At 69.6% G+C, this 12437-nt stretch carries 9 protein-coding genes and 1 riboswitch; of the genes, 4 read left to right on the forward strand and 5 right to left on the reverse strand.

Annotated elements, in window-relative coordinates; translation table 11 throughout:
- The first annotated feature begins 49 nt into the window (after positions 1 to 49).
- Positions 50 to 646, forward strand: coding sequence for a GNAT family N-acetyltransferase (locus tag LVB77_RS17825; RefSeq protein ID WP_232907402.1), 597 nt, complete (start codon positions 50 to 52; stop codon positions 644 to 646).
- A 177-nt stretch (positions 647 to 823) separates the two neighbouring features.
- Here the strand turns inward: LVB77_RS17825 and LVB77_RS17830 are convergent, their stop codons facing one another.
- The 5 genes from LVB77_RS17830 to LVB77_RS17850 all read right to left on the reverse strand — a co-directional run bounded on the left by LVB77_RS17830 (position 824) and on the right by LVB77_RS17850 (position 7575).
- Positions 824 to 1054, reverse strand: a complete 231-nt coding sequence (locus LVB77_RS17830) for a DUF6289 family protein (RefSeq protein ID WP_232907403.1) — start codon at positions 1052 to 1054, stop codon at positions 824 to 826.
- 411 nt (positions 1055 to 1465) lie between these two features.
- Positions 1466 to 2116 carry an HAD hydrolase-like protein gene (locus LVB77_RS17835; protein ID WP_232907404.1) on the reverse strand — a complete coding sequence of 217 codons (651 nt, stop codon included), beginning with the start codon at positions 2114 to 2116 and terminating at the stop codon, positions 1466 to 1468.
- Between the two features lie 2 nt (positions 2117 to 2118).
- Positions 2119 to 3294, reverse strand: a complete 1176-nt coding sequence (locus tag LVB77_RS17840; protein WP_232907405.1) for a phosphoglycerate kinase — start codon at positions 3292 to 3294, stop codon at positions 2119 to 2121.
- 145 nt (positions 3295 to 3439) lie between these two features.
- Positions 3440 to 4834 (reverse strand): DUF3999 domain-containing protein, encoded by a 1395-nt coding sequence (locus LVB77_RS17845; protein WP_232907406.1) that lies wholly within the window; start codon positions 4832 to 4834, stop codon positions 3440 to 3442.
- Positions 4831 to 7575: a DUF2339 domain-containing protein gene (locus LVB77_RS17850; RefSeq protein ID WP_232907407.1), complete on the reverse strand. Its 2745-nt coding sequence runs from the start codon at positions 7573 to 7575 to the stop codon at positions 4831 to 4833. The genes LVB77_RS17845 and LVB77_RS17850 overlap by 4 nt, the downstream gene beginning before the upstream one ends.
- 127 nt (positions 7576 to 7702) lie before the next feature.
- Positions 7703 to 7928: riboswitch (cobalamin riboswitch) on the forward strand.
- A 366-nt stretch (positions 7929 to 8294) separates the two neighbouring features.
- Here LVB77_RS17850 and LVB77_RS17855 point away from each other — a divergent pair.
- The 3 genes from LVB77_RS17855 (at position 8295) to LVB77_RS17865 (ending at position 12392) form a co-directional block, all read left to right on the forward strand.
- Entirely contained in the window at positions 8295 to 10643 is a 2349-nt protein-coding gene (locus tag LVB77_RS17855; RefSeq protein ID WP_232910351.1) for a ribonucleoside-diphosphate reductase subunit alpha, read from the forward strand.
- A gap of 143 nt (positions 10644 to 10786) precedes the next feature.
- Positions 10787 to 11803 (forward strand): ribonucleotide-diphosphate reductase subunit beta, encoded by a 1017-nt coding sequence (locus tag LVB77_RS17860; protein WP_232907408.1) that lies wholly within the window; start codon positions 10787 to 10789, stop codon positions 11801 to 11803.
- Between the two features lie 208 nt (positions 11804 to 12011).
- Positions 12012 to 12392, forward strand: coding sequence for an acyl-CoA thioesterase (locus LVB77_RS17865; RefSeq protein ID WP_232907409.1), 381 nt, complete (start codon positions 12012 to 12014; stop codon positions 12390 to 12392).
- Positions 12393 to 12437 lie beyond the last annotated feature (45 nt).

Raw genomic sequence — 12437 nt, forward strand, 5'->3', positions numbered from 1 at the left:
GCCACGCTAGCACAGCTTCTCGTCGCGCAGACCGTTACCGGAGCCTTTCATGTCCTTGTCGGAAAAGAGCGCGGCCATCGCCGCGGCGCTGCAAGCCCAGAGCGAATTCCCGCTGCTGCGCGGCGAGCGCATCGCCCTGCGCGGCCCGCGCGACGAGGACGCCGACGCGCTGTTCGCGCTGTTCTCCGAGCCGCAGGTGATGCGCTACTGGAGCCGCCCGGCGATGCGCGGGCGCGACGAGGCCCGGGCCTTGATCGACAACATCCGTGAGGGCCAGCAGCAACGCACGATGTTCAACTGGGTGATCGCCGACGCCGCCGACGTCGCCGTCGGCAGCTGCACCCTGTTCCAATTCGACGCCGTCCACCGCCGCGCCGAACTGGGCTATGCCCTGCACCCCTCGCAATGGGGACGCGGCATCGCGCGCGAAGCCGCCTCGCTGACGCTGGACTGGGCGTTCGACGGCCTGGGCCTGCACCGCGTCGACGCGGGTATCGATCCCGACAACGACGCCTCGCGCGCGCTGCTGCACCGGCTGGGTTTCGTCACCGAAGGGCGGCAGCGCGAAAGCTTCTTCGTCGGCGACCGCGTCACCGACAGCGAGCTGCTGGGCCTGCTGGCGGCGGATTGGCGCGCGCGGCGCTGAGGGTGCGCGCGTATCGGCGCTTGCGCGGGCGATGCGGTTCGCTGCGCTCACCACATCCTACGAGGCGGACGGCCCCCACCCGTAGGATGCGGTAAGCCGAAGGCGAACCGCATCGTCGCCTTCCCTGGCCGACAACCAAGCGCCGTCGCGATCCGCCGGAACAGCGCAGGCGTACGCTCAGTCGCAGATCCAGGTACGGCGCACGTAATGCTCGGTGCGCTCGCCCCAGGACGTGTACTGCCCGCCGCAGTTGGCGGTAGCGCCGCCTACTTCGTTACCGGCTTCGTCGAAATAAAGAACCGAGTAAGCCTCGCCGGCGCGTCCGGCGACGGCGGCGCCGGCCAGCAACAGCCCGAGCAGGGCGGCGGCGACCAGCAGGTTCGAGAGCACGATTCCCTTGCGGCGCATGGTGCGATCTCCGTGTCGACGCGGTCGGCTGACCGCAGCCGGACGCTACGCCCGGTCGCCGCTGCAAACCATGACCCGCTTCACAGCCGGCGGTGCGGGCAGCGCGAAATGAGTGCGCCGGCACATCCCCGCGCGCTACAGCCGACGCACGGCGCTTGCGCGTGCGCCTGTGCGCGCGCCGATCCGGCCCACGCGACCTCGCGCGGATTGTGGGCATTGCACGCGCTGCGCATGCCGTATGCCGCATGCATGACGCGCCCTGCAGCCGTCATCCCCGCGAAAGCGGGGATCCAGTGACTTCAGAGCCCTCTCACGGTAAAGCTTCCGGTTGCCAACTTCGCGGGGAAGAACGACGCAGGGGCTCACAACGCACCTTCAAACCCTCATCCCCGGAAGACGAGGGCGTACCCCTCAAGCCGCAGTCAACCCGGGCAACTGCTCCGGCTTCTCCGCCAGCCGCTGCGCACCGGCCAATCGCAGTTCCTCTTCGCCGCCGAAGCCCCAGAGCACGCCGATGTTGCGCATGCCGTGGTGGCGCGCGCCTTCGATGTCCATGCGGCGGTCGCCGATCATCCAGCAATCCTGCGCGTCCAGCGAAAAACGCCGCAGCGCCTCGGCGATCAGCTCGGGCTTATCGCTGAGGCTGCCGTCCATGGTCGAGCCGATGACGTCGTCGAAGCGGTGGCCGAACGGCAGGTGCTCGATGATCTTGCGCGCGTGCGGTTCGTTCTTGGCGGTGACGATGGCCAGGCGGTAACCGGCCGCGTGCAGCGATTCAACCGTCTGTTCGATGCCCCCGTAAACCTCGTGCTCGGCCCAGCCGTGGCTTTCGAAACGTTCGCGGTAGTGCTCGACCGCGCGCTCGACCTGTTCGGGCTGCGAGAACAGCGGCCCGAAGCTGGTGCGCAGCGAGGGGCCGATCCAGCGCCGCAGCTCCGATTCCGGCGGCACCGGTTGTTCCATGCGCGTCAACGCGTGGGCGACGCAGCGGGTGATGCCGACCGCCGAGTCGATCAGGGTGCCGTCGAGGTCGAAGAACAGCGTCGTCGTGGCCGCGGCCACGCTCAGGCGCTCCGCGACTTGAGCGCGGCGACCGCCGGCAGTTCCTTGCCTTCCAGGAATTCCAGGAACGCGCCGCCGCCGGTGGAGATGTAGCTGACGTCGTCGGCGATGCCGTACTTGTCGACCGCGGCCAGGGTGTCGCCGCCGCCGGCGATGGAGAAGGCCTTGGACGCGGCGATCGCGCGCGCCAGCGCTTCGGTGCCATGGCCGAAGGCGTCGAATTCGAACACGCCGACCGGGCCGTTCCAGACCACGGTGCCGGCGTCCTTGATCAGCTGCGCGTAGCGCGCGGCGGTGTCCGGGCCGATGTCCAGGATCATGTCGTCGGCGCCGACCGCGTCGACCGCCTTGACCGTGGCCGGCGCGTCGGCGGCGAAGGCCGGCGCGACCACGACGTCGGTCGGCACCGGAATGTCGGCGCCGCGCGCCTTGGCATCGGCCATGATCTTCTTGGCGGTGTCGATCAGGTCGTTCTCGACCAGCGACTTGCCCACGCCATGGCCGAGCGCGGCGATGAAGGTGTTGGCGATGCCGCCGCCGACGATGAGTTGATCGACCTTGCCGACCAGCGAGGACAGCAGTTCCAGCTTGGTCGACACCTTGGAGCCGGCGACGATCGCCAGCAGCGGGCGCGCGGGCTGTTCCAGCGCCTTGGCCAATGCGTCCAGTTCGGCCATCAGCAGCGGACCGCCGGCGGCGAGCTTGGCCTGGCGGATCACGCCGTGGGTGGAAGCCTGGGCGCGATGGGCGGTGCCGAAGGCGTCCATGACGAACACGTCGCACAGCGCGGCGTACTTTTTCGACAAGACCTCGTCGTCCTTGCCCTCGCCGACGTTCATACGGCAGTTTTCCAACAGCACCAGCCGGCCGGGCGCGACGTCGACGCCGTCGACCCAGTCCTTGACCAGCGGCACCTCGAGGCCCAACAGCTGCGACAAACGCGCGGCCACCGGCGCCAGCGAATCGGCTTCGCTCCACACGCCTTCCTTGGGCCGGCCCAGGTGCGAGGTCACCATGACCGCGGCGCCTTTTTCCAGGGCCAGCTTCAGGGTCGGCAGGGCCGCCAGGATGCGCAGCTCGGAAGTGATGCGGCCGGCGTCGATCGGCACGTTGAGATCTTCTCGGATCAGCACGCGTTTGCCGGCGAGATCGAGATCGGTCATGCGGACGATGGACACGGAGGCCTCCTGGGCACGGAATGAAGGGGGAGCGGCGCGCGGGGCCCGGCGCCGGAGCCGCATATTGTAAGCGGCCGCCCACAATGGCGTGGTCCGGACAAACGAAAGGCCCGCCGGAGCGGGCCTTTGCAGAGCGGCGAGTCGATCAGGCCTGCGGCGGCGGAGCGCTGCGCAGCAGGCTGAAGGCGAAGCCCGCCACCACCAGCGCGCCGATCACCAGCACCGCCCACAGCAGCCAGGTGCGCCAGTTGCGCTCGGGTTCCGGTGCCTGCAGCGCGGCCTCGCCGGCCAGCGCGGCCATCGGCCCCAGCGTCGCCTCGGCGGGGCGCCAGTCGGCGCCGCGGCCGGCCTGCAGCGCCAGCATCGCCTGCGGCAGCGGCAGATCGTCGCGCACGGTGCGCGCGCTGCCGGCGACCAGCACGTAAGGCGGCGCGCCCTGGGCGATGAACACCACCGACTCGGGCTGATAGCCCAGCCGCAAGGTCGGCTCGGCCGGCACCGCGCCATCGGCGCGCAGGCGCCAGTAGCGGTCGTCGGTGCGCGCCGACAGCGGCCGCGACGAGGAGCGGCCGTCGGCGCCGACGCGGAACGCGGTCCAGGTGTCCAGGCGCAGCTGCCACGGCGCATCGGCCTGATCGCGGCTTTCCAGCGTCCAGCGCACCGCGTAGTTGCCCGGCAGGACGACGTCGATGCGCTGCACCGGGTAGCGGCCGTCGAGCTCGAATTCGAAACGCGCGCCCTTGTCCTTGCCGTCCTGCGCGGCCAGGCGGCGGCCCTGCAGCTGGCGCCAGCGCAGCGGCGCGGGATTGGCGGTGGCGCCCAGTTCGGCGGCGACCGCGCGGATCGGCGCCACCGCATCGGGATTGGCCGGACTCAGGCGCAGGTAACGCGCGCGCAGGCCGGCGGTGTCGAACGCGATCCGGCGCTGCAGCAGCCGGCGGCCGCCTTGCTGCAGGTCGACCAGGCGCCCGTTGGCGGCGACATCGCGCCAGTGCTCCAGGTCGTCGCTGATCTCGACGCGGTAGGTCGCGTCCAACGCGGTGCCCGGCGCCCAGTCCAGTTCCAGCGCGCGGATCGGCGTGCGCACGGTGCTGGCGTCGATCAGCAACGCGGTCTGCGGCCCCACCGACGCGCCGCGACCGAGACCGCGCGCCTCGACCCGACGCAGGCGGCCGTCGGCCTCGACTTCGCTGATCAGCTGCCAGTCCTGCGTGCCGTTACGCGAACGCGCCGGCAACGCGAACCAGGGCAGGCTCACGCGCGTGGTCGGACCGGTGTCGTTGCCGTCGGGCCGGTAGATCGCGGCCGGCACCGGATTGCCGGTGCCGTCGATCACGTCGACATCGCGCAAGCCGGGCTGGCGCGCCTGCCGGTACACCGTGTCGTCCAGCACCACGCGGTAGGCGCCGGCGTCGGCGCTGCTCAAGCGCAGCGGCCATTGCTGGGCGTAATCGTCGCGCGGCGCGGCGATGGCCAGCGCGGGCAACAGCAGCAAGGCGAAACTCGCGGCGTAGCGCGCTGCGATGGGGGCCAGATTCATGCCTGCATCTCCGGGGGAGGGTCCGCGGATGCGTCGCGGGAAGCCGGCGGCGCCGGCGCGAGGTAACCGACCAGGGTGCACAACAGACCGTAGGCGATGAACGAGGCGATGCCGAGCAGATTGCCCAGATGCGTGCGGTCGACGAACACCAGCTTGGCCAGCACCACCGCCATCAGCACCGCGCCGGCCAGCCACAGCCCACGTTGTCCGCGGCGCGAACCGATCACCCAGCCCAGCACGCCCAGCAGGCTCCAGACCACGGTCAGACTGGTCTGGACCAGGCCGGTGCGATACATGGAGCCGTCCCAGGGCACGCCGCCCCAATGATGCGTCGCGCGCAGCGTGATCGCGGTGATCAGGGCGAAGCCGGCGGCCGCCAGCAGCGGCACCCGGCGCGCGCGCAGATCGTCCGGCGCCGACGGCGAGGCCAGCCAGTAGGCGAACAGCGCCAGCACCGCGAGCTGGATCAGATCCAGCGGATTGATCAGCGGCAGCCACGGCAACGGCGCGCTGCCCCCGGGCTGACCCAGCAGCACGATCGCGCCCAGCATCAGAGCGAACAGGAACAGCCCCTGCACCACTCCGCGCCATTGATGGAAGCGCGCGGCCAACGGCAGCGCGACGGCGTTCGGACGCCATTGCAGCGCCGCCGCCATCAGCAGGAACGGCAGCGCCAGCGCGGCCCAGGTCCAGCCGTCGCCGACGGTGGCGCGGCCGACGAACTCGTGCAGGCTCAGGCTGGCCGCCAACGGCCAGGCCCACAGCCAGCCCGTGTGCGCGAAGCCCAGTTCGCCGCCGGCGTCGTCGCGCAGGCAGCGCAGCGCGCGCACGCCCGCGACCGCGTACACCAGCCACGCCGCCCAACCGTAGCCGCCGAACGGATGCAGATGCGCCGATTCCTGCGCGAACGCCAGCGGCAACGCCGCGAACAAACCGGCCGCGACCGTCCACGACAGCGCGCGCGCCGGCATCCGGCGGAAGGTCTCGGCGGCCAGCCAGGCGCTGAGCGCGACGAAGGCCAGCCAGGCGTCGGCGCGCACGTCCGCCAGCAGGAAGCGGTCGAACTCGCCCCAGGCGTTGCCGCACCACCAGATCAGGCCCCACAGGTAGTACGCGAGCGCGGGGTTGCGGTGCTGCGCGCGGCGATAGCTCCAGGCGCTGGCGAAACCGGCCAGCGCGATCAGCAGCGCGCCCATGAAGCGCGCATTGAACACCGCCGTGAGCGGTTGCGCGCCGTCGCCGATGCCGATCGCGAACCCGGCCGCGGCGAACAGTTGCAGGGCCAGGCCGGCCAGTTGCGGCAGCAGGCGCTGCTGGCGCAGGCCCAGCCACACCAGCGCCGCGCCCTCGACCGCGAACACGCAGGCGGTGGTCTGCGCCGACAGCGCCAGCGGCACGGCCAGGGTCGCGAAGCCGACCGCGAGCAAGGCGTAAGGCGTGGCCAGCGCGACGAAGTGCGCGCGCCGCTTGAGCCACGCGGCCAGCGCCGCGTACAGCGCGGCCAGGCCCAGCGCGCAGAACGCCAGCGGCATGCGCTCGCCTTCCAGCAGACCGGCCTGCAGCGAGAACGCGATCAGCGGCGTGCCGAACACCAGGCAGCCGTCGATGAAGTCGCGCCGTTCCGCGGCCTGGCGCCAGGCGTACAGGATCGGGATCAGCAGGTAGAAGGCGAAGAACAGCAGCAGGAAAGGTTCGGTGGTGGCGAAGTCGGCGCTGCGGTAGCGCAGCACGCCCCAGGCGGTGCCGATGCCGAAGGTGAACACGAAGCCCAGCAGGTTCAGCGCGCGCCACGGACGCCACCAGGCGATGACGAAGATCGCCGCGTTGAGCACCGCGTAGTAACCGAACAAGGCGACGTGGTTGCCCTGCCCGGTCGACAGCCAGATCGGCGCCATGAAGCCGGCGAAGATGCCCAGCAGGGCCAGCGCGATCGCGTTCTGCCGCACCGCCAGCACGCCCGCGCCGGCGACCAGCACGATGCTCAGCGCGAACGCCGGTCCGGCCTCGATCAGACCGTAAAGCTTGAAGGCCGCGAACACCGTCAGCAGCAGCACGCCGATCGCGCCGCCCTGCAGACCCAACGCGAACGCGCGCTTGCGCTCGCGCTGGCGCCAGCCGAACACCAGCCCGGCCAGCGCGGCCAGGGCGATGCCGGTCAGACGCAGTTCGATCGGGAAGCGCATCCAGCCCTGATCAGTCGCGTACTTGAGCAGCGCGGCGACGCCGGCGAACAGCACCAGCATGCCGACCTTGACCGGCACGTTGCCCTCGGTGAACCAGCGCTTGACCGCGCCGACCATGCGCTCGATCGGATCGGGGCGGGACGGCGCGCGCACCTGCGCGCGCGGCGAGGTTTCGAAAATCGGACGCGGCGTGGGCAGCGGGGGCGGCAGCGGCGGCGCAGGTTCGGCCGCGCGTGGCGGCGCGGTGGCGGGCTCGGATGCGGCCGGTTCGAACGGAGCCGGCTCGGGCTCGAGCGGCCTGGGCGCAACGGGCGCGGCGCTCGGTGGCGGCGCAGCCGGGGCGGCGCGCATCAGCTCGCCCAGCGTCGGCCCCTGATCGGCTTCGGCATCGGCTTCGGCAGTCGCCCGCGGTGCGGCAGCGCGCGAGGACAAGGCCGCAACCTGCGCCTCCAGCATCGCCACCCGGGCCTTGAGCCCGGACACCGACACCAGCGCGACGATCAACAGCACCGGCACGGCCAGCAGCACCAGCACCAACAACGTCACCAGTCCTGCCATCGCGCCCCATCCCTGTCCGTGTCGCCACGCACGTTAACATCAAGCGCGGCGCTGCAACGGCGCCGAAGTATTTGTTGCGAAACTGCGGCCACTCCCCACATATCGTGTTGACGGATCGGGGCACCCCTAATATGTTGTGTCCGTCGGTGCCGATCGCGAGATCGGCTTAAAAGGGAAGCCGGTGCGGACCCGCCCCGAAAGGGCGGCGACAAAGCCGGCGCTGCCCCGCAGCGGTATGGGAAACGAACGTGGTCATCGCACTGGGCGCCCGGCGCCTGGGAAGCGGCCACAAGTAGGCGAAGCTTGGCTTCCAGTCCCGAGCCCGAAGACCTGCCGACAACCGCGCGTCGCACACCGCGCGGTACCGGCTCAGGAGTCTTCGGGGGAAGACGGCCGGTGTCGCCGCCGCCACGGTCCGCCGTCGCGGTCGCAGTCCGTCTCGGGCTGCGCGACACCCTGTCGTCATCCTCGAACGCTTCGCGCCCGCGGGGGCGCACGCCGCAAGGCCGACCCGTTCGGTCTTGCGTCCTGCGTCCGCGCGCGTCGGCCCTCGAGGGAAGGCCGGCGATACGTGCGCCCACGCACCGGAGTACCCGCTTATGAGCACCATCACCGACGCGCCCGCCGCGGTCGCTACCCCCACCCTCGCCGACGCACCGGCCCGCGCGGCCGAGCCCGCCCCCGGCTTCGCCCTGACCCCGCCGGCCGCCAACCTCACCATGAGCGTGACCAAGCGCAGCGGCCGCCGCGAACCGGTCGACCTCAACAAGATCGTGCGCGCGGTGACGCGCTGCGGCGAGGACCTGTACGCGGTCGATCCCATGCGCGTGGCCACGCGCACCATCTCCGGCCTCTACGACGGCGCGACCACGCGCGAGCTGGACGAACTGTCGATCCGCACCGCCGCCCTGCTCACCGCCGAGGAGCCCGAGTACGGCCGCCTCGCCGCGCGCCTGCTCAGCAACGTGATCGAGAAGGAAGTCGCCGGCATCGAGATCCACGCGTTCTCGCAGTCGGTGGTGCGCGGCCACGAGCTGGGCCTGATCAACGACCGTCTGCTCGGCTTCGTGCAGGCCAACGCGCGCAAGCTCAACGACGCCATCGACCGCAGCCTGGACGCGCGCTTCGACTACTTCGGCCTGCGCACGCTGTACGACCGCTACCTGCTGCGCCATCCGACCGCGCGCACCGTGATCGAAACCCCGCAGCAGTTCTTCCTGCGCATCGCCTGCGCGCTCAGCGAGGACGTCGGCGACGCGCTGGCGCTGTACCGGCGCATGGCCCAGCTGGACTACATCCCCTCCTCGCCGACCCTGTTCAACGCCGGCACCACCCACGAGCAGCTGTCGAGCTGCTTCCTGCTGGATTCGCCCGAGGACTCGCTGGAAGCCATCTACAAGCGCTACATGGACGTGGCCAAGCTCAGCAAATTCAGCGGCGGCATCGGCCTGAGCTACACCCGCATCCGTTCGCGCGGCTCGCTGATCCGTTCCACCAACGGCCTGAGCAACGGCATCGTGCCGTGGCTGAAGACGCTCGACGCCTCGGTCGCCGCGGTCAACCAGGGCGGCAAGCGCAAGGGCGCGGCCTGCGTGTACCTGGAACCGTGGCACGCCGACGTCGAGGAGTTCCTGGAACTGCGCGACAACACCGGCGACGAAGCGCGCCGCACCCACAACCTCAACCTGGCCAACTGGATTCCCGACGAATTCATGCGCCGCGTCGAGGCCGACGCCGAATGGTCGCTGTTCGACCCGCACAAGGTGCCGCAGCTGACCGACCTGTGGGGCGAGGCCTTCGACCGCGCCTACCACGCCGCCGAGGCCGCCGGCCTGGCGACCAAGAAGGTCAAGGCGCGCGACATTTACGGCCGCATGATGCGCACGCTGGCGCAGACCGGCAACGGCTGGATGAACTTCAAGGACAAGTCCAACCGCGCCTCCAACCAGACCCTGCGCGACGGCAACGTCATCCACCTGTCCAACCTGTGCACCGAGATCCTCGAGGTCACCTCGCAGGACGAGACCGCGGTGTGCAACCTGGGCTCGATCAACCTGTCGCACCACGTCGAGCTGTTTGAGGACGGCAAGGGCGCGTTCGATTTCGACAAGCTGGCCGAGACCGTGCGCCTGGCCGTGCGCCAGCTAGACCGCGTGATCGACCTCAACTTCTACCCGATCGAAACCGCGCGCCGCGCCAATCTGAAATGGCGGCCGGTCGGCCTGGGCACGATGGGCCTGCAGGACGTGTTCTTCAAACTGCGCCTGGCCTTCGATTCCGAGGCCGCGCGCAAGCTGGCGCAGGAGATCGCCGAGGCCATCTATTTCCACGCCCTGTCGGCGTCGAACGAACTGGCGATGGAGCACGGCCGCCACCCGTCGTTCGAGGACACCCGCGCCAGCGTCGGCGAACTGCAGTTCGAGGCCTGGGGCGTGACCCCGTCGCAGCCCGAGCGCTGGGAAACCCTGCGCAAGCGCATCGCCGAACACGGCCTGCGCAACTCGCTGCTGATCGCGATCGCGCCCACCGCCACCATCGCCTCGATCGCCGGCTGCTACGAATGCATCGAGCCGCAGGTGTCCAACCTGTTCAAGCGCGAGACGCTGTCGGGCGACTTCCTGGTGGTCAACCGCTACCTGGTCGAGGAGCTCAAGAAACTCGGCCTGTGGACGGCGGAGATGCGCGACCGCATCAAGATGGCCGAAGGCTCGATCCAGTCGGTGCACGAGGTGCCCGAATCGCTGCGCCAGATCTACCGCACCGCCTGGGAACTGCCGATGCGCTCGCTGATCGACATGGCCGCCGAACGCGGCGCCTACATCGATCAGAGCCAGTCGCTGAACCTGTTCATCGAAAGCCCGAACATCGGCCAGCTCAGCTCGATGTACATGTACGCATGGAAGAAGGGCCTGAAGACCACCTACTACCTGCGCTCGCGTCCGGCCACCAAGATCGCCAAGAGCACGGTGAGCGCGCCGGTGGCGGCAACGCCGAAGCCCGAGTACACGCAGGACGAAGCGATCGCTTGCTCGCTGGAGAATCCGGAGTCCTGCGAGGCCTGTCAGTAAACCGCTTCGCTTTAGCCCCTCTCCCGCTGGGAGAGGGGTTGGGGTGAGGGTCCGGCGCGAGCGCGCCGCCCAGCCTCATCCCGAACCCTCATCCGGCCCTGCGGGCCACCTTCTCCCAAGGGAGAAGGGCAAAGAGAAATGCCATGTCCCTCGCCGCACCCCGTCTGCTCGACCCCGGTTTCGACCTCACCCTGCGGCCGATGCGTTATCCGCAGTTCTACGAGATGTACCGCGACGCGATCCGCAACACCTGGACCGTCGAGGAGGTCGATTTCTCGCAGGACGTCAACGACCTCAAGCACAAGTTCGGCCCGGCCGAGCGCCATCTGATCGAGCGCCTGGTCGCGTTCTTCGCCACCGGCGACAGCATCGTGTCCAACAACCTGGTGCTGAACCTGTACCAGCACATCAACGCGCCGGAAGCGCGCATGTACCTGTCGCGCCAGCTGTACGAGGAAGCGCTGCACGTGCAGTTCTACCTGACCCTGCTGGACACCTACCTGCCGGACCCGAACGAGCGCGCCAAGGCCTTCGACGCGGTCGAGAACATTCCTTCGATCCGCGCAAAGGCCGAGTTCTGCTTCCGCTGGATCGACTCGGTGCAGGGCCTCAAGCGCATCGAGACCCGCGAGCAGCGCCGCCAGTTCCTGCTCAACCTGATCTGCTTCGCCGGCTGCATCGAGGGCCTGTTCTTCTTCGCCGCCTTCGCCTACGTCTATTACCTGCGCTCGCGCGGCCTGCTCAACGGCCTGGCCTCGGGCACCAACTGGGTGTTCCGCGACGAGAGCTGCCACATGGCGTTCGCGTTCGAGGTCATCCGCACCGCGCGCGAGGAAGAGCCCGACCTGTTCGACGCCGACCTGCGCGCGCAGGTGGTCAAGATGTTCGAGGATGCGGTGGACTGCGAACTGCAGTTCGCCCAGGACGTGCTGTCCGGCGGCGTGGTCGGCCTGTCGCTCAGGGACATGCGCCAGTACCTGGAGTACTGCGCCGACCAGCGCATGGCCCAGCTCGGCATGCCCAAGCATTTCGGCGCGACCAACCCGTTCGGCTTCATGGACCTGCAGGACGTGCAGGAAGTGACCAACTTCTTCGAGCGCCGCGTCTCGGCCTATCAGGTCGGCGTGCAGGGCGAGGTGGCGTTCGACGAGGCGTTTTGACGGCGGCGCATCGCAAGGCTGAGAGGGGTTAGGGTGAGGGGATCAGCGCCAAAGGCGCGAATGCCTTTGCTCCTGCTCCACTCCTGAAAACAAAAGCTCTCCTCACCCTAACCCCTCTCAGCCTTGCGCACCCTTCGGGCGCCGCAAGCGGGAGAAGGGATTATTCGCGGCAATCGGATCAACAACGTAGCCCCCTCCAAGACACCCCATGACCGAAGCCCGCATCATCGAAATCGTCTTCCCCGACCACACCAACCACCTGGGCACCCTGTTCGGTGGCCAGGCGCTGGCGTGGATGGACAAGGCCGCGTTCGTCGCCGCCTCCCGTTACGCGCGGCGCACCGTTGTGACCGCGCGCTCGGAACAGATCGACTTCCACACCGCCGTGCCCAAGGGCGCGCTGGTGGAGCTGATCGCGCGCGTGGTCGCGGTGGGCCGCACCTCGATGCAGGTCGAGGTGGAGATGCACAGCGAAGACCTGCTCAGCGGCGAATCGCAGCTGGCCACGCGCGGGCGCTTCACCATGATCGCGCTCGATCGCGACGGCGTGCCGACGCCGGTGCCCGCGCTGGATTCCGTGGCGGCCTGAACGCACAGGCGTCGATTGACGCGCAGCGCCGCGAGGCGTAATTTG

This window comes from Lysobacter sp. 5GHs7-4 (assembly GCF_021284765.1).
In the GTDB taxonomy this organism is placed as follows: Bacteria; Pseudomonadota; Gammaproteobacteria; order Xanthomonadales; family Xanthomonadaceae; genus Lysobacter.

Excerpts from the sequence above, each read along its gene's own strand:
- LVB77_RS17825 (WP_232907402.1), top strand. The coding sequence starts at position 50 with ATGTCCTTGTCGGAAAAGAGCGCGGCCATCGCCGCGGCGCTGCAAGCC.
- LVB77_RS17830 (WP_232907403.1), bottom strand. The coding sequence starts at position 1,054 with ATGCGCCGCAAGGGAATCGTGCTCTCGAACCTGCTGGTCGCCGCCGCC.
- LVB77_RS17845 (WP_232907406.1), bottom strand. The coding sequence starts at position 4,834 with ATGAATCTGGCCCCCATCGCAGCGCGCTACGCCGCGAGTTTCGCCTTG.
- LVB77_RS17850 (WP_232907407.1), bottom strand. The coding sequence starts at position 7,575 with ATGGCAGGACTGGTGACGTTGTTGGTGCTGGTGCTGCTGGCCGTGCCG.
- LVB77_RS17855 (WP_232910351.1), top strand. The coding sequence starts at position 8,295 with ATGAGCGTGACCAAGCGCAGCGGCCGCCGCGAACCGGTCGACCTCAAC.
- LVB77_RS17860 (WP_232907408.1), top strand. The coding sequence starts at position 10,787 with ATGTCCCTCGCCGCACCCCGTCTGCTCGACCCCGGTTTCGACCTCACC.
- LVB77_RS17865 (WP_232907409.1), top strand. The coding sequence starts at position 12,012 with ATGACCGAAGCCCGCATCATCGAAATCGTCTTCCCCGACCACACCAAC.